We start from the raw sequence: 15,783 nt of genomic DNA on the forward strand, positions 1-15,783 counted from the left end.
CTGCCATGGGTCGGTTAACGCCAGCATAGGCGGATTCGACAAATCCGGCTTTATTTGCCGCACGCTGTTCCAAAGAAAAACGCGCCCCAGTTTAAAGAGCGCGTTTTTTCCATCAAATTAAGTGCGATCAGGCAGCTTCGGCCTGATGCGCTGCATTACGGCGTTCGCTTTCTTCGCGTGACAACGCGACAGAGGTCCTGACGCCACGACCGACAAACTCCATCAGGCCGCTGACGACGCGTTCGTTTGGGTCGATCCCGGCGCACGACAGTACCTCGCGTCCATCGCGCGAGCGGGCCCATCGGGCAATCTGTTCAGGGCCATTACCGTATTTCTTGTCGTCGGCTATGGCATCATCCAGTGCGGCCAGTACGACGGCCGCGAATAGTTTCCGAGCACGGTTGCCTTGCTCATTGTTAAAGGCTGTGCCGTCAACGAAATCTCTCATCTCGTTTTCCCTATTTTTCTTGCTCTTGCATTTTTCGGCGTGACGGTCCTTATGACCTATTTGTTGCGATTCGGATACACCTAAAATGCATAGTTGCGTTGCGTAATTTGCATGGCTCTCTGCAGGTGCAGCACTAGGTTTCGTTGTCTTGCCAGGGGTGTTCCCGCCAGATATAGGGACGACAACTGGCGCATCAACCATTTGTGAAGGATTTATGTCATGCCCAAGATAAATGGGAACGAAATTCGCCCGGGCAATGTGCTTGAGCACAATGACGGACTTTGGGCAGCAGTCAAAGTAGATCACGTAAAGCCCGGTAAAGGCGGCGCTTTTGCTCAGGTCGAATTGCGTAACCTGCGAAATGGTTCGAAACTGAATGAACGCTTCCGTTCGGCAGACAAAGTCGAGCGCGTGCGCCTTGAACAGAAAGATCAGCAATTTCTTTATGAAACCGACGGAATGCTGGTGTTCATGGACACCGAATCTTACGAACAGATCGAACTGCCTGCTGACCTGCTGGGTGAACGCCGACCATTTCTGCAGGACGGCATGACCATAGTTGTGGAATTCTACGAAAGCGAGGCGCTCAATGCGACGCTACCGCAAAAAGTCACTTGCAAAATCGTTGAGACTGAACCCGTAGTCAAAGGACAAACCGCAGCAAATTCGTTTAAGCCAGCGGTTTTGGACAATGGCGTCAAAGTTATGGTCCCACCATTTATCGGTCAGGACGAGATGATCGTGGTTAACACCGAAACCATGGAGTATTCGGAACGCGCCTGACTTATACATCCAGTTGGCAACAAGGACCGCTTTGGCGGTCCTTTGCGTTTTTAGGGACGCCGTATTCTGCGGTACTGCTCGGGATGGTCGCCAAATAGCTCCAACAAAAGATCGTATTTTATCCGGTTGGCGCTGACCTGACGGTAAAACGCAATAAGGAACGAAGTCGGGCCCTGAATACGACCAAGACCGCTGGTCGCCGCCACAACTGTTCCGACATCAGTTTTTCCGTTCAGAACCAGCCAACCGCCTAACATTAGGACGCCGACTGTCCCAGCGCCATTGATAACGCTAAGCAAAAATTTGGCGGACAGTTTCCATATGAACATCTTGCGACGCGTTTCAAAAATCTCATCAAACTGTACGTCGATTTCTTTCGCCAATTCATTAATGTCGCCAATTGTCAGTTTGTCCGTGGCGCTGCGTAAGATGTGGACCCTTTCGGCGACAAAAGTGTTAACTTTGCGTTGGGAGACGAGAACTATGATGATCTGAGGAATGATCATAGAAAATGCAATTAGCCCCAGACCGGGTTGGGTGGACGAAATATAGCCAATCACACTGATCAGGGTTCCGATCTGCACGACCGGATCGGAAAATGCGCCACCGGCAAATTTTCCAAGTTCCTCTGCTTCGGCGGATATGGCGGTGGTCATTGTGCCTTTGCGGACATCCTCACCCGTTTCGTTTACGTCGATGGCACGAACCAGAAGGCGTTGACGGATCAGACGAATTAGATCCTCACCCAGTGTTCCGGCGCGAAATCCGAGTATCCACTTTAAAACCAGGCTCAATAGAATGACCCCCATCATACCGGTTCCCAGCATAATGAGGTGGTCAGTTTTGATTTCTTCGCTTGTCAGGTGGTTGATGATGTCGCGCTGAAACTCCAGTGGAACTGCAGCCAACGCTGCGATCGCAAGAGAGAGTAGAATTAGGATGATCTGCCGTCCGGCGCTGGCGCGCCAGATCGCGGCGTAAAGGCGAAACATGCGAATATCCTGACCAGTTATTTGTATCCAGTGATACCGTGCATATCGCCAGGGTCAAACGAACTTGACTTGAGTTTACAGAACAGCTTGTCGGCTTGGAGGCAATTAAGGTTATTCAACTAGTCGAATTTTGGCGTCACCTGCGCGCATGTCGTTGCCTGCTCGGTCGAGGCGAAGAAAAGCTATTGCCCGATCTCCCGACTGCGTAAAAAGTGTTCCTGCTGATTTTCCGCCCGAAGTGATTTCAGTGCCAACCGGTGCCGCGCCGTCAATGGCGACTTGCCGCAGGCCCTTGCGCAATGCGGTTTTGTGCTTCATGCGGGCAGTTACTTCCTGCCCAACATAACAGCCCTTTTTGAAATCCAGACCGTTTAACGCCTCGAACCCGGACTCCAGGATATAGCTGTCAGGCGTCAATTCGATTCCCGGTTCCGGAATGCAGTGGCGAACGCGAATTTCATCCCAATCGGTTCCATCCTCGCTGGGTGCCGCACTGGTATAGGCGCGCCAGCCCAAATCCGGATGCCGAGGGTCGGGCAGGGCGCCTGCTGGCGTTTCCCCCGTTCCACGTTGCAAATTTAAGTTAGCGTCTTCTATCGATACATCCGCCCGCAATTTATACATATTTAGGCGTTTGATTAACCCATCCGCCAAACCGCCAGATACGTCCAGCAAGACGTCCGATCCATGCCGCATAAGAAAGAAATCGGCCAAATACTTGCCTTGGGGAGTCAGCAATGCTGCATAGACCAAACCGTCATCCAACCGGTTTACGTCATTAGTGACGATGCCTTGCAAAAAACTATCTGTATCTGACCCGGTTAGGCGCAATATGCGGCGGTTGTGCATTGAGTATCCTCGTCTTTCGTCTTGGCACCGTGATATAGGTGATCGCATCGCCGTGACCAGAGGGTTTCGTGAATGACCGCTCCGATCAGCATCGTGATCCCGACCTTAAACGCAGGCGCCGAACTACCTGCGACCCTGCAGGCTTTGTTCGAAGGGGTGCAAGCCGGTCTTATACACGAACTGATAATCAGTGACGGTGGGTCCACCGATTCTACTATTGAGTTGGCCGATCAAGCCGGAGCGGTCATTGTTGCCGGTGCCGCTTCTCGCGGGGGACAATTGCGTAGGGGGTGTGATCCCGCCAAGGGAGAATGGCTGCTGATACTACATGCCGATACGAGATTGCAGGAAGGCTGGAGCGAGGTCGTAGCTGATCATCTACCTTTAGGGCATCCGGCTACATTTCGTTTGCGATTTCGTGCCACTGGTTTCGGCCCAGATTGGGTAGCTGGGTGGGCGAACCTGCGCAGTCGGCTGTTTGCTTTGCCCTATGGGGATCAGGGACTGTTAGTTCGTAGGCAAGATTATTGCGCAGCTGGAGGTTTCCCAGATCAACCATTGATGGAAGATGTAGCCCTTGTTAGGGCGCTTCCGAGCGTAACCGTGCTGGATGCAGACGCAGTCACGAATGCGGAACGCTATATTCATCATGGTTGGCTGCGGCGGGGCGCTCGGAATCTTTGGGTTCTTGCCCAGTACTTTCTTGGGGCTGACACTGAGCAATTGGCCCAGAAGTATCGCCGCTGAGAGATGCGCGCAGCTCTACAACTGATTTACCCAATCGGAACGGAGCGGCAAAGCTGACCAAGCACAAAGCAATAATTTGCAAAACCAAAATATGCGCGTTCTCTTGTAAGAATTCCCATTCATCTTTCAGTTTGCTTACCTGTTCGATCAGATCATCATAGCTTTGCGCCAAAATCATGTAATCTCCGGCTATGGCGGGTACTTTGCGCCGTAAACTTTCGATAGCGGATTGGGTTGCATCATCTAACGATGTGAACACAAGAAACTGTTCAATATCGAATGCATCTGCCTTAGCAGCCATGCCGCGGGCCCCATCCATTTCGTCTTTAGAGCCGCGCCCGAACAGCAGATGAAGCCCTTGGAGCGGTGCGACTTCGTTTGTAACTGCGATAAATAGCGGGAGGTCGGCGTTGCTGGCCGTTGATGCAGACAAGAATTCGACCTTGTCGCACAAGACGGCAGTGTCCGGATCATAGGCCGGATCGCAAAATCGCAGGCGAAACCGGGCTGCATCGCGGTCAAACGCCAAAGTCGCGGCGTAGGCAACATCGATTTGGCGGTCCAGTCGTGAGCTATCAGAGGTATACAGACCAGCCAGTACTGCAACCAACGCTCCGATTCCTCCTAACACGACCCAAACCAGATCGGCGAGTTTCCAAGCGCGATGTCCGGCGGGTTTGCGGAACAAAAAGGCAGTACCGATCAAACCGGCGAGAAAAAAGAGGATCAGCAAGGAGAGTTGGTTTTCCGCAACAAAGGTCATGGGACCGAGTGTACGTCTTGAGTGAAGGCTGGCAACAGTCCTCACGCGCAGTTGTATTCGCTAAACCCGGCCAGCGATCATGAGCTGGCACTTTGACCAAATTTGCGGAATAGTTTTGTTCGATCAAAAGCCTTTTCCAGTGCGTCTGTTCGTTCCTTTACGCTGTCCCAAAGTCGTTCTTGAACCTCTGCAATCACGCATTCCAATAAAACCAACAGTGCAGCCATTGAGTCCCATGCAGATGGAACGGCGATACGCGCTGCAAATGTGTGCTTCGCCAGCCGATGGATAGGTGAACGCCACTGATCTGTAAGCAGTACAACTTCCGCCTCACGCTCGTGGCACAGTTGCCCGATTAGCAACGTGGTATTTTCGTAACGGCGAACATCCAAAGCCACTAAAATATCACCCTTGCGCACCTCTAACAGATCATGTGTCCAAGACGCGGCATCAGCCAGCAGTTTAACATCTGGCCGTATCATTTGCAGGTGCAGGTACAGATATCTCGCTAGAGTTCCGGTGATCCGGCCGCCAGTTATGAACACGCGTCGATCGGGGTCGCACAACATTCGGCAGAAGCTGTCGAACTCCTCTGGGTCGATCTCGTCGATTGAACGCTTTTGGTTTTCGAGTGCCTGACGCGAATAACGGTTGAGGATGTGTTCTTCCGGAAGGTCGTTCTGCCAGACGTCGCGCTTGGCTTCTGGCCCAGAAATCATCTCTTTGACTTCGCCACGCACGGCGGCTTGGAACTGCGGGTAGCCCTCAAATCCTGTCTTTTGCAACATGCGTGCAACGGTGGTTGTCGAAACCGAGGCGATACTGGCCAGCTCAGTTATGCTGCCAAGACCCGCCATAGGATAATCATCGAGCAACACGTTTACCAATTGACGTTCCGACGGGGTCATATCCTCCCGGTGTGCAAGGAGCTTTTCTGTCACTCGCATGGATCACTCCCTAGTTTGCAAAGGCCGGTTTGTCCATTTTTTGACATGAGAGGCAAGCCTGAATAAATTTGTACAGGAAAAATATTGACAGGTGAACATCCAATGTAGAGATTTTTCCGCATGAGCCAGATGGAATCGCATCAAGGTAAGTCAGGGTATGGCCCGGTCGTGCACAAAGTGTCCGCTCAGGGTGCGCCTTCGATTGTGGTGGTGTGTGAGCATGCGTCTAATCGGGTACCTGGGTTTCTGGATAATATGGGGCTGAGTCGTGACGCGTTGCGCACCCACATTGCCTGGGACCCCGGAGCGTTATCAGTAGCACGCGGCATCGCAGGTAGCATGTGTGCTTCACTAGTTTTCGGCGGGGTATCGAGGCTGGTTTATGACTGTAACCGCCCGCCTGATGCCGATGACGCGATGCCGTCTCAGAGCGAGGATATCACAATACCGGCGAACGCGCGTATGACCCAAAAGGAAAAGTCGAATAGAGTTACCGAGGTCTACCACCCTTTTTTTTCTGTTCTTTCTAACGAAATCGCAAAAAACCGCGAAACCTTGGAGTTGATGGTTACAATACACAGCTTCACCCCTGTCTTTCGCGGCAAGACACGCACGGTCGAGTTGGGTCTCTTGCACGGAAAGGACGCGCGGTTTGCTGAGGCAATGTTAGCGAACCGTCCCGTACCACAGCCTTACACCATCCGGTTGAACGAACCGTATTCTGCGGTCGACGGCGTTGCGCACACTTTGGATGTACATGCGGTTCAAAACGATCTGCTGAATGTAATGATAGAAATCCGAAACGACTTAATTGAAACGCCCCAACAACAAAAGACTATGGTTGACTGGTTAACGCCGTGGATTGGGCAAACGCTCGCTGGTTTGAACGAAAGGCGCTCAGCGTGATCGGATTTATGGCCAGATATGTCCGGATCGTGGACGCGGTAAATTACCGGGTTGGCCGCGTTATGATGTGGGGTCTTTTTGTGATGATGGGGATCTTGTTGTGGTCCTCAGTATCAAAGACTTTTTTTACACCATCTCTTTGGACGCTGGAAATGGCGCAGTTTGCTATGGTCACCTATTACATTGTAGGTGGGCCATATTCGATCCAATTAGGGTCCAATGTGCGAATGGACCTTTTTTACCACAATTGGAGCCCGCACAAAAAAGCGTGGTTTGATGCGTTCACTGTGCTGCTTTTGATTCTGTATTTGGGCGTATTGTTTTACGGAGGCATGGGTTCCACCGCTTACAGCCTAGGGTATTGGGGCGATGCGCCGTTTTCATATTTCACGGGGCTTTTGACTGGCAATGAGGAAATTGGACGCCTGGAACGCTCGTCCACGGCGTGGCGCCCATACATCTGGCCAGTCAAAGTCATCATGGTCTTCGGCTTTTTTCTGATGCTGCTTCAAGCGGTTTCCGAATTCTTCAAAGACATTGCCCGAATAAACGGGCAGGAAATCGGGGTCAGGCGGGCATGAGCCAGGAATACATCGCCATTTTCATGTTCGCGCTAATGATGCTGATGCTCTTTACGGGTCAACGCGTCTTTGGCGCAATCGGGGCTGTGGCGACAATTGCGGCGTTGGCGCTGTGGGGCACTGGCGGGCAGGACATAACGTTTTCTGCAGCGATGAAGCTGATGAAATGGTACCCGCTGCTGACATTGCCGATGTTCATTTTTATGGGCTACGTGCTTAGCGAGAGCCGTTTGGCCGACGATCTTTATCGCATGTTCCATGTCTGGATGGGGCCAGTGAATGGCGGTCTGGCCATAGGCACAATTGGCCTGATGGTATTGGTCTCGGCGATGAATGGTCTCAGTGTGGCAGGAATGGCCATTGGCGCGACGATAGCTTTGCCCGAACTTTTGCGGCGAGGTTATGACAAGACAATGGTGACGGGAGTCATTCAGGCCGGTTCAAGCTTGGGGATACTTGTTCCGCCATCGGTGGTGTTGGTTTTGTACGCGATGATTGCGCGCCAGCCCGTTGGTCAGCTTTGGTTGGCTGGCATCGTACCGGGGTTGATGATGGCGGGCATGTTCATTCTTTACATTTGGATTCGCTGTCGAATTCAACCGCATCTTGGTCCTGCAATGGAGGACGTGCACGAAGTAACGCAAACCGAAAAAATACGGCTGCTTGGGGCAGGGGCGCTGCCGCTAATCATTTTTGCCGCGATGATGGTGCCTTTCGTGAACGGGTGGACCTCGCTTGTAGAAAGCTCGGCCATCGGTGCGCTGACTGCTCTTGTTATTTCTGTCCTAAAGCGTCGAATGACGTGGAAGATTTTCGAGACATGTACCAAGCAGACATTGGCGATTTCCTGCATGTTCATGTGGATCATTTTGGCCGCGCTTGGGTTTGGTGCTGTGTTTGATGGTCTGGGTGCTGTGAAAGCCATCGACAATCTTTTTACAGAGCAGCTCGGTCTTTCTCCCTGGATGATCCTGATCCTGATGCAGCTAAGCTTTATTGTAATGGGGACATTTCTGGATGATACGGCGATGTTGGTTATCGTGGCGCCATTGTATGTGCCGTTGGTCGGAGCACTGGGCTTTGATTTGATTTGGTACGGTGTTCTGTACACGATCACCACGCAGATTGCCTATATGACGCCGCCATTCGGTTACAACCTGTTCCTGATGCGTGCGATGGCCCCACCTGAAATCGGGCTCAATGACATTTATCGGTCGATCATACCGTTTGTGGGCGTGATGGTTTTGGCCTTGATCATAATAATGGTTTTTCCGAAGATCGCTCTTTGGCTGCCCGGATACATTTATGGAAACTAACAAGAATGCCCGGCGAACGGGTGCGGGAACTTTAACGGAGAGGAAATTGACATGACGACAAGACGTAAGTTTCTGAAAACAGCTGGGGTTGGTGTGGCTGCTGCCCCCTTGGCAGCGCCAGCATTGGCGCAGAGCACGATAACATGGCGGATGCAGACCTATGCCGGACCTGCACTGGCGGCGCATGTGATCGATCCTGCAATCGAAATGTTCAACAAGATCGCCGGTGACAGGATGCAGATCGAACTGTTCTATGCCGACCAACTGGTTCCTACGGGTGAACTGTTCCGTGCCATGCAGAAAGGCACGATCGACGCGGTGCAATCTGATGATGACTCGATGGCTTCGCCGACAGAGGTTACGGTTTTCGGGGGATACTTCCCATTTGCTTCGCGCTATTCTCTGGACGTTCCGGTGTTATTTAATCAATGGGGCCTGAACGAGATCTGGGACGAAGAATACTCCAAAGTCGGCGTGAAACACATCAGTGCTGGCGCTTGGGACCCGTGCCACTTTGCAACAAAGGACCCAATCAACTCGTTGGAGGATATGAAGGGCAAACGTGTCTTTACATTCCCAACAGCTGGCCGTTTCCTCAGCCAGTTCGGTGTGGTTCCAGTAACTCTGCCGTGGGAAGACATTGAGGTTGCTGTTCAGACGGGCGAGTTGGATGGTATCGCGTGGTCGGGCATCACCGAAGACTACACCGTCGGTTGGGCAGATGTGACCAACTATTTCCTGACCAACAACATCTCGGGTGCTTGGGCGGGTCATTTCTTTGCCAACATGGACCGTTGGAATGAATTGCCCGAAGATCTGCAGACCCTGTTCAAAGTGTGCTGCGATCAATCGCATTATTATCGCCAATGGTGGTATTGGGGCGGTGAGGCCAACCTACGTGTGAACGGAACCAAGATGCAGCTCACCACCATTCCAGACGAAGAATGGGCAACTGTTGAAGAAGCCGCTGTGAAGTTCTGGGATGAGATAGCCGCTGAATCTGAGACTAAAGCCAAAGTCGTCGATATCTTCAAACGCTATAACGCCGAAATGCTCAAGGCGGGTCGGCCATATCGCTACGGCTGAGACGAAACGGGGCAGGCGAGGGCGCCTGCCCTGAAACTCTGGGAATGAGGCTTAAATGACGCTGGACGATCTCAAGACGCAGGTGGCAGCTGGTGAAACTGATACAGTGCTGGTCTGCATGGTCGATATGCAGGGGCGCTTGATGGGCAAGCGGTTCCACGCTGGCCACTTTGTAGCTGGGGCTTGGGAAGAAACCCATTGCTGCAATTACTTGCTAGCCACGGATATCGAGATGGGTACACCGGACGGATATGCCTCGACCAGTTGGGAAAGGGGGTACGGCGACTACGTAATGAAGCCCGACCTTGGCACTCTGCGCCCGGTTCCGTGGTTGGATGGCACAGCGATGGTAATGTGTGATGTGTTGGATCACCACACCCACGAAGAAGTTCCGCACGCGCCCAGGTCAATCCTGAAAAAGCAGGTTAATCGACTGAAAAATATGGGTTTTGAGGCCATGTGTGCTACAGAGCTGGAGTTTTTTCTTTTCGAAAAAAGCTTTGACCAGATCCGAAAGGAAGGCTTTCGCGATCTGGAACCTATTTCGGGTTATAACGAGGACTATCACATACTTCAGACCACCAAAGAAGAACATGTGATGCGCCCGATCCGCAATCATCTATGGAATGCGGGTATACCGGTAGAAAACTCTAAGGGTGAGGCCGAGACAGGACAGGAAGAGCTGAACATCAAATATGCGCCAGCGATGGCTACAGCTGAATACCACTCAATCGCCAAGAACGCGGTAAAGGAAATCGCGTGGCAGCACGGCCATGCCGCCACGTTTTTACCGAAATGGCATCACGACAAAGTTGGTAGTTCCTCACACGTGCATCAATCGCTTTGGTTGGATGGGCAGCCAGCGTTTTACGACAAGTCTGACGATCTGGGCATGTCTGCACTAATGAAAAACTACATGGCTGGATTGCTGAAATACGCTGCCGACTACACCTATTTCATGGCGCCCTACGTCAATAGCTACAAGCGCTTTATGAAAGGCACCTTTGCGCCTACAAGAATCATTTGGTCGGTAGACAACCGAACGGCTGGTTTCAGACTTTGCGGGGAAGGAACAAAGGCAGTCCGGGTCGAGTGCCGCATCCCGGGTTCCGACATGAATCCTTATCTTGCGATGGCAGGGATGCTGGCGGCAGGTATCGCCGGCATTGAGGAAAAGCTGGAGTTGCAACCGCCAGCCAAGGGCGACGTTTATCAGGGAGAAACTGGTATGATCCCTGGAAATCTGTGTTCTGCAAGGGATGCGCTCAACGATTCCAAAATGCTGCGGTCAGCGATGGGTGATGAAGTCGTAAACCATTACGTTCGCGCAGCCGAGGTCGAAATCGAAGAGTTCGATCGCGTAGTGACGGATTGGGAGGTGGCCAGGGGGTTCGAACGGGCGTGAGCTCTGATCAGGTATTCGGGCGCATCCTTTAGCCTCGGGCACAGTTTTTGGACATGGTGACGCAGTTGATCTGCATTTTTTTGATAATGGAGAGACCATGGGTCAGGTGTTAAAATGCATTTCGCCGATTGACGGATCGGTTTATGCCGCGCGTAACGTTCTGTCCCGAGATGAGGCGTTCGAGATCGCGTCAAATGCACGTGCTGCACAGCCAGCATGGGCGGCGCGGCCGTTGAGCGAACGGATTGATCTCGTGATGGCTGGCGTTGCCGCCGTCGGCGCGATGAACGAGGAAGTTGTGCTGGAACTGGCGCATATGATGGGCCGTCCTGTCCGTTATGGTGGTGAGTTTGCGGGGTTCAACGAGCGCGCAAGCTATATGGCGGAGATCGCAGACTCTTCTCTTGCTGATATAGAGGTCGGAGAAGACGAATCTTTCAGACGCTATATCAAACGCATTCCGCATGGAGTCGTCTTTGTTGTCGCGCCTTGGAACTACCCCTATATGACGGCCATCAACACAGTTGCTCCGGCACTTATTGCGGGCAATACCGTCATCCTGAAGCACGCAACACAAACCCTTTTGGTGGGCGAGCGTATGGCAAATGCCTTCCAAGCCGCAGGGGTACCCGAGGATGTCTTTCAGAACGTTTTCTTAAACCATGACCTTACCAACGAGCTGATCTCAGGTAACGCGTTTGACTTTGTGAATTTCACGGGGTCCGTTGGCGGAGGCAAATCAATGGAACTGGCAGCTGCGGGAACATTTACAGGCGTCGGAACTGAGCTGGGGGGCAAAGACCCAGGATATGTAATGGACGATGCTGATCTGGATGCAGCAGTCGAAACCTTGATCGATGGGGCAATGTTCAATTCAGGGCAGTGTTGCTGCGGGATCGAAAGAATCTATGTCCATGAAAGCCTCTATGACGATTTCGTTGGCAAGGCGATTGAGGTGGTTAAAGGATACAAATTGGGCAACCCCCTGGACGCGGAAACGACGATTGGTCCGATGGCAAATATCCGATTTGCAGACGAGGTTCGGGCCCAGATTTCTGAAGCAGTCGCGGCAGGCGCAGTCGCGCATATAGACAGAATGCCGGAAGATGACGGCGGTGCATTTGTTACACCGCAAATCCTGACTGACGTGTCCCATGACATGCGTGTAATGCGGGACGAAAGTTTTGGTCCCGTCGTCGGCATAATGAAAGTGTCTTCTGATGAACAAGCGATTGCTTTGATGAATGATAGTGAGTTTGGGCTTACCGCATCGCTTTGGACCCAGGATTTGGATCGGGCAGAGCGCGTGGGAAACGAGATTGAAACTGGGACTGTTTTCATGAACAGGGCTGACTATCTGGACCCCGGTTTATGCTGGACGGGATGTAAAAATACTGGGCGCGGGGGCGGTCTGTCTGTCATTGGATATCATAACTTGACACGTCCCAAATCGTTCCATTTGAAAAAGGTAACGGGCTGAATTCTCTATTTTAGCCCGAAAAATCAATTCTTTAGGACACCGCAAAGCAAAAAAGGAAAACAGAAATGTCTCTTGTTGGAAACTGGTCTTATCCGACCACGATCAAGTTCGGGGCAGGTCGTATCCGGGAGCTGCCAGAGGCTTGTGCAGCGGCGGGTATGAAAAATCCTCTTTTGGTTACCGACAAAGGACTGGCAGACCTTCCTATAACGCAGTCAACGTTGGATATCTTAGAAGACTCTGATCTGGGCCGCGGTTTGTTTGCCGATGTGGACCCGAACCCCAACGAAAAGAACCTCGATGCGGGCGTGGCTGCTTATAATGCAGGCGGTCATGACGGTGTGATCGCATTTGGGGGCGGATCTGGGCTGGATCTGGGCAAAATGGTTGCTTTTATGTCCGGTCAAACACGTCCGGTTTGGGACTTCGAGGACATCGGCGATTGGTGGACCCGCGCTGATGCCGACGCAATCGCACCAATTATCGCGGTACCGACAACCGCTGGAACAGGCTCTGAAGTAGGTCGCGCCAGTGTTATTACCAACTCTCAATCCCATGCCAAGAAGATCATTTTCCACCCCAAGGTCTTACCGACGGTAGTAATTTGCGATCCAGAACTGACGGTAGATATGCCAAACTTTATTACCGCCGGTACTGGGCTGGATGCGTTTGCCCATTGTGTCGAGGCGTTTTCCAGCCCGCACTACCACCCGATGAGTCAGGGGATTGCTTTGGAAGGCATGCGCCTTGTCAAAGATTATTTGCCGCGCGCATATGCTGATGGAACAGACATCGAAGCCCGGGCACAGATGATGAGCGCGGCAGCCATGGGCGCAACAGCGTTTCAGAAGGGTCTCGGCGCGATCCACGCGATGAGCCACCCGATTGGTGCAGTCTTCAACACCCACCATGGCACAACCAATGCAGTGTGCATGCCTTCGGTGCTGGATTTTAACGCAACGGCAATTGCGGATCGCTTCCAAGCCGCCGCAGCTTACCTCGGCATCGGCGGAGGTTTCGACGGATTTCGTAAGTTTGTTCAGGACTTTAACGATAGCCTTGGCATACCTCGCGGACTGTCAGAATTGGGCGTGACCGAGGCGGATATCCCCGAATTAGTGCGGGGGGCCATCATAGATCCGTCTTGTGGCGGCAACCCGATTGAGCTGACCGAGGCCAATCTGACCGCTCTGTTCAAAGCTGCGCTCTAAGGCTCTTGCGGAACATCTCCCTCACCTTTCATACTGCTATGAAACGAGGGAGCATTTTCCATGGCGAAAGAGATTGTTCTGATCCACGGTGCATTTGCCGGACCGTGGTGTATGGCGGATTACGCTGGTTTTTTTCGCGACCGGGGTTGGACTGTCCATACGCCAGCGCTGCGATATCACGGTGGTAATCCAGAGGCCGCGCCTGATCCGGGACTGACTGATACCAGTGTCATGGATTATTCAAATGATATCGCGCAATTCGTGGAAGGGCTTGATAGCAAGCCGGTTATTTTAGGCCATGCTATTGCAGGCGTCGTGGCGCAGCAGGTGGCGTCTCTCGGGTTGGCCAGCGCAATCGTACTGATCAATCCCAACGCGCCGTGGGGCACTTTGCCAGAAACTGACGACGAACGTGCAGTTCCGCGGGCGCTGATGGAGGGTGGGGCGTTTTGGAAACAGCCCATGCGCGTTGAATTCGATCTGATGGCACCCTTTGCTCTCAATAAGATGCCCGAAGCGCAGCAGCATGAGGTCTTCGATCAGTTAGGTGCCGAAAGCGGGCGGGTCATGTTCGAGATGTTTTTTTGGATGTTTGACGACGACCATGCGATGAAGGTTGATATCGAAAAGGTCGATTGCCCGGTCTTGATCGTTTCGGGGACCGAGGATCGCGCAGTGAACCCTAATACCTGTCGTGCACTAGCTAAACTGTACGGAGACCGTGCCACTTTCTTGCCTGTAAAGAACCACGCGCATTTTCTGTTTATGGAGCCCGGCTGGGAAAAACCTGCCGGGCAAATTGTGGATTGGCTTGAAAACAAGGTAAGCTAAAATACTCACCTTTCAGCGGGTTACTTGTTCAACTAGAAAGTGCTCTGAGGTCGCCACGAGAGGGATCCGTCATCGTTGCGATGGCACCGCAACAACCGCTCCTCAATCTTGCTGACGGTAGAGGTCACGGTGTTATCACCCACAAGCAGGATAAATGAATCTGGTGAATAGGCCATACCATCGTAATAGCAAAACCGCGTCTCGGCACCGTCTGGAATGGGTGAAGCGGTGCTCAGCATCTGTTGCGCCGATGCATGCGAGGCCAGCAGGGTCAGGGCCAGCCCAAGGGTCAATGTCTTCATGTCGTCCTCCCGTTCGAAAGTTTGTTGTCGTTCAACTTGGGTCTTGGACGCTCGGAACCTCAAATATCGTTCTTGGTTGACGGTTTGAGGGTAAGTGTGAACGGGATCAACAGGTTAGGCAACGAGAATTTTGCGAACCGCGTGCCGAGACGTCCTGCGCCACCAAGATTTTTTATGATGCATGGCACCATGCACGAACCCGACCCGACTTCGAAGGCGGGCCCCTTCCGTACCCTCGTGGGTAGGGCGCGTGGGTAGTGTTGGCGAAAACGGTCGCATACAGTTCGCAATTTCATAGTTTGACCGGGTTGAATATCAGTCGTAAACCGACGCTCAAGTTCGGTTGGTTGTCTTCAAGGCTTACTCCATTGTTCCAGCCGGCTTACAAGTGAATCAACATCTGCTTTGATTGCACTATTCTTAATTTCCAACGGTCGAATGCAGATTCCGCGTTCACGAACATTTACGTCATTTCCTTCCGGCACCGACCACATGATATCCACAAGCGCGTTCAATAGAACCGTCCCCACTTTGTCTTTATCAGGCTCGTTAACGACAAACCGGAAGGCTCCGGTTATGACGTCTGCAATAGACGTTAAATGAGAATGTCCCATTGCTGTATTGTCGATGTGAACTATGCGTTTTAGTTTCCTTCTTGTTTTTTTTGTTCCGACCATATCCCAAGCTTAAAGGCGTCTTTGAGGTAAGTCTTTTGTTTGTAGTCTTCCGATTTGTCGAATAGCGCTACGCCACCATCAACATTTTGTTCAAACATGAATTGTTCGAATTTATAAAGCAGGGTGTTGACGCCAAATTTAAGTTTTTTTTCATGTGGTTGTCGCTTTGCGATAACGTGAGGAACAACGTAGCAGCAAATCTTGCAACCATGTTTCGCGGCGGACGAAAGTATGCCGTTCTTAATTGCAGTGTGTTTACGACCTGAATACCCTTTGGGACTACTACCTGTTGAAAATTTCAAATCATGCTCTGAAGGAAATTCGTTTTCCTCTAATAGTGAAGCAACTTCGTCGGAAAGACTTTGAACATTTCTAAAAGGAAAAAATACACCAGTATAAACTAAGAATTCCTTTGAGCCATCTTGATCAGCCTCGTCGGCTACCATCAAATACAATTAA

Annotated in this window: 16 protein-coding genes and 1 pseudogene; 10 read left to right on the plus strand and 7 right to left on the minus strand. The window is 51.9% G+C overall.

Annotation, left to right across the window (positions count from 1 at the left end; translation table 11 throughout):
* Positions 1 to 127 precede the first annotated feature (127 nt).
* Complete coding sequence (locus tag AC2FNE_RS05735) at positions 128 to 448, minus strand: DUF6280 family protein (RefSeq protein ID WP_039525333.1); 321 nt, start codon at positions 446 to 448, stop codon at positions 128 to 130.
* Positions 449 to 667: 219 nt separating this feature from the next.
* Between AC2FNE_RS05735 and efp the strand changes: the two genes are divergently transcribed.
* Entirely contained in the window at positions 668 to 1,231 is a 564-nt protein-coding gene (gene efp, locus AC2FNE_RS05740; RefSeq protein ID WP_170475925.1) for an elongation factor P, read from the plus strand.
* A 50-nt stretch (positions 1,232 to 1,281) separates the two neighbouring features.
* Here efp and AC2FNE_RS05745 read toward each other — a convergent pair whose 3' ends face one another.
* Both AC2FNE_RS05745 and ygfZ read right to left on the minus strand, forming a co-directional pair.
* The gene (locus tag AC2FNE_RS05745) at positions 1,282 to 2,223 is read right to left on the minus strand and encodes an ABC transporter transmembrane domain-containing protein (RefSeq protein ID WP_170475924.1); all 942 of its coding nucleotides are present in this window, start codon (positions 2,221 to 2,223) and stop codon (positions 1,282 to 1,284) included.
* Between the two features lie 111 nt (positions 2,224 to 2,334).
* Positions 2,335 to 3,072, minus strand: coding sequence for a CAF17-like 4Fe-4S cluster assembly/insertion protein YgfZ (ygfZ, locus tag AC2FNE_RS05750; protein WP_170603856.1), 738 nt, complete (start codon positions 3,070 to 3,072; stop codon positions 2,335 to 2,337).
* A gap of 72 nt (positions 3,073 to 3,144) precedes the next feature.
* On the opposite strand from ygfZ, the gene AC2FNE_RS05755 reads away from it, so the two are divergent.
* Complete coding sequence (locus tag AC2FNE_RS05755) at positions 3,145 to 3,819, plus strand: TIGR04283 family arsenosugar biosynthesis glycosyltransferase (RefSeq protein ID WP_496804942.1); 675 nt, start codon at positions 3,145 to 3,147, stop codon at positions 3,817 to 3,819.
* Positions 3,820 to 3,826: 7 nt separating this feature from the next.
* On the opposite strand, the pseudogene AC2FNE_RS05760 reads toward AC2FNE_RS05755, so the two are convergent.
* Both AC2FNE_RS05760 and AC2FNE_RS05765 read right to left on the minus strand, forming a co-directional pair.
* Positions 3,827 to 4,582: pseudogene (locus AC2FNE_RS05760) on the minus strand (hypothetical protein); the annotation flags it as partial.
* Positions 4,583 to 4,659: 77 nt separating this feature from the next.
* Positions 4,660 to 5,529, minus strand: coding sequence for a MurR/RpiR family transcriptional regulator (locus tag AC2FNE_RS05765; protein WP_170603855.1), 870 nt, complete (start codon positions 5,527 to 5,529; stop codon positions 4,660 to 4,662).
* Between the two features lie 120 nt (positions 5,530 to 5,649).
* On the opposite strand from AC2FNE_RS05765, the gene AC2FNE_RS05770 reads away from it, so the two are divergent.
* The 8 genes from AC2FNE_RS05770 (at position 5,650) to AC2FNE_RS05805 (ending at position 14,345) form a co-directional block, all read left to right on the plus strand.
* Positions 5,650 to 6,435, plus strand: a complete 786-nt coding sequence (locus AC2FNE_RS05770; protein WP_170603854.1) for an N-formylglutamate amidohydrolase — start codon at positions 5,650 to 5,652, stop codon at positions 6,433 to 6,435.
* Positions 6,436 to 6,443: 8 nt separating this feature from the next.
* Complete coding sequence (locus tag AC2FNE_RS05775; protein ID WP_170603853.1) at positions 6,444 to 7,016, plus strand: TRAP transporter small permease subunit; 573 nt, start codon at positions 6,444 to 6,446, stop codon at positions 7,014 to 7,016.
* Positions 7,013 to 8,332, plus strand: coding sequence for a TRAP transporter large permease (locus AC2FNE_RS05780; RefSeq protein ID WP_496804943.1), 1,320 nt, complete (start codon positions 7,013 to 7,015; stop codon positions 8,330 to 8,332). The genes AC2FNE_RS05775 and AC2FNE_RS05780 overlap by 4 nt, the downstream gene beginning before the upstream one ends.
* Positions 8,333 to 8,383: 51 nt before the next feature.
* The gene (locus AC2FNE_RS05785; protein WP_170603851.1) at positions 8,384 to 9,418 is read left to right on the plus strand and encodes a TRAP transporter substrate-binding protein; all 1,035 of its coding nucleotides are present in this window, start codon (positions 8,384 to 8,386) and stop codon (positions 9,416 to 9,418) included.
* Positions 9,419 to 9,473: 55 nt separating this feature from the next.
* On the plus strand, positions 9,474 to 10,823 hold the full coding sequence (locus AC2FNE_RS05790) for a glutamine synthetase family protein (RefSeq protein WP_496804944.1): 1,350 nt from the start codon (positions 9,474 to 9,476) through the stop codon (positions 10,821 to 10,823).
* A gap of 97 nt (positions 10,824 to 10,920) precedes the next feature.
* Entirely contained in the window at positions 10,921 to 12,303 is a 1,383-nt protein-coding gene (locus AC2FNE_RS05795) for an aldehyde dehydrogenase family protein (RefSeq protein ID WP_496804945.1), read from the plus strand.
* Between the two features lie 65 nt (positions 12,304 to 12,368).
* The gene (locus AC2FNE_RS05800; RefSeq protein ID WP_170603848.1) at positions 12,369 to 13,514 is read left to right on the plus strand and encodes an iron-containing alcohol dehydrogenase; all 1,146 of its coding nucleotides are present in this window, start codon (positions 12,369 to 12,371) and stop codon (positions 13,512 to 13,514) included.
* Positions 13,515 to 13,574: 60 nt separating this feature from the next.
* A complete protein-coding gene (locus tag AC2FNE_RS05805) occupies positions 13,575 to 14,345 on the plus strand; it encodes an alpha/beta hydrolase (protein ID WP_496804946.1) in 771 nt (256 codons plus the stop codon).
* 32 nt (positions 14,346 to 14,377) lie between these two features.
* Here AC2FNE_RS05805 and AC2FNE_RS05810 read toward each other — a convergent pair whose 3' ends face one another.
* Together AC2FNE_RS05810 and AC2FNE_RS05815 are read right to left on the minus strand one after the other, a co-directional pair.
* A complete protein-coding gene (locus AC2FNE_RS05810) occupies positions 14,378 to 14,647 on the minus strand; it encodes a hypothetical protein (protein WP_496804947.1) in 270 nt (89 codons plus the stop codon).
* Positions 14,648 to 15,290: 643 nt separating this feature from the next.
* The gene (locus AC2FNE_RS05815; protein ID WP_496804948.1) at positions 15,291 to 15,779 is read right to left on the minus strand and encodes a hypothetical protein; all 489 of its coding nucleotides are present in this window, start codon (positions 15,777 to 15,779) and stop codon (positions 15,291 to 15,293) included.
* Positions 15,780 to 15,783 lie beyond the last annotated feature (4 nt).

The organism is Ruegeria sp. YKSD179 (assembly GCF_059612885.1).

Excerpts from the sequence above, each read along its gene's own strand:
- AC2FNE_RS05755 (WP_496804942.1), top strand. The coding sequence starts at position 3,145 with ATGACCGCTCCGATCAGCATCGTGATCCCGACCTTAAACGCAGGCGCC.
- AC2FNE_RS05770 (WP_170603854.1), top strand. The coding sequence starts at position 5,650 with ATGAGCCAGATGGAATCGCATCAAGGTAAGTCAGGGTATGGCCCGGTC.
- efp (WP_170475925.1), top strand. The coding sequence starts at position 668 with ATGCCCAAGATAAATGGGAACGAAATTCGCCCGGGCAATGTGCTTGAG.
- AC2FNE_RS05775 (WP_170603853.1), top strand. The coding sequence starts at position 6,444 with ATGGCCAGATATGTCCGGATCGTGGACGCGGTAAATTACCGGGTTGGC.
- AC2FNE_RS05765 (WP_170603855.1), bottom strand. The coding sequence starts at position 5,529 with ATGCGAGTGACAGAAAAGCTCCTTGCACACCGGGAGGATATGACCCCG.
- AC2FNE_RS05735 (WP_039525333.1), bottom strand. The coding sequence starts at position 448 with ATGAGAGATTTCGTTGACGGCACAGCCTTTAACAATGAGCAAGGCAAC.
- AC2FNE_RS05795 (WP_496804945.1), top strand. The coding sequence starts at position 10,921 with ATGGGTCAGGTGTTAAAATGCATTTCGCCGATTGACGGATCGGTTTAT.
- AC2FNE_RS05745 (WP_170475924.1), bottom strand. The coding sequence starts at position 2,223 with ATGTTTCGCCTTTACGCCGCGATCTGGCGCGCCAGCGCCGGACGGCAG.
- AC2FNE_RS05785 (WP_170603851.1), top strand. The coding sequence starts at position 8,384 with ATGACGACAAGACGTAAGTTTCTGAAAACAGCTGGGGTTGGTGTGGCT.
- AC2FNE_RS05790 (WP_496804944.1), top strand. The coding sequence starts at position 9,474 with ATGACGCTGGACGATCTCAAGACGCAGGTGGCAGCTGGTGAAACTGAT.
- AC2FNE_RS05810 (WP_496804947.1), bottom strand. The coding sequence starts at position 14,647 with ATGAAGACATTGACCCTTGGGCTGGCCCTGACCCTGCTGGCCTCGCAT.
- AC2FNE_RS05800 (WP_170603848.1), top strand. The coding sequence starts at position 12,369 with ATGTCTCTTGTTGGAAACTGGTCTTATCCGACCACGATCAAGTTCGGG.
- AC2FNE_RS05780 (WP_496804943.1), top strand. The coding sequence starts at position 7,013 with ATGAGCCAGGAATACATCGCCATTTTCATGTTCGCGCTAATGATGCTG.
- ygfZ (WP_170603856.1), bottom strand. The coding sequence starts at position 3,072 with ATGCACAACCGCCGCATATTGCGCCTAACCGGGTCAGATACAGATAGT.
- AC2FNE_RS05805 (WP_496804946.1), top strand. The coding sequence starts at position 13,575 with ATGGCGAAAGAGATTGTTCTGATCCACGGTGCATTTGCCGGACCGTGG.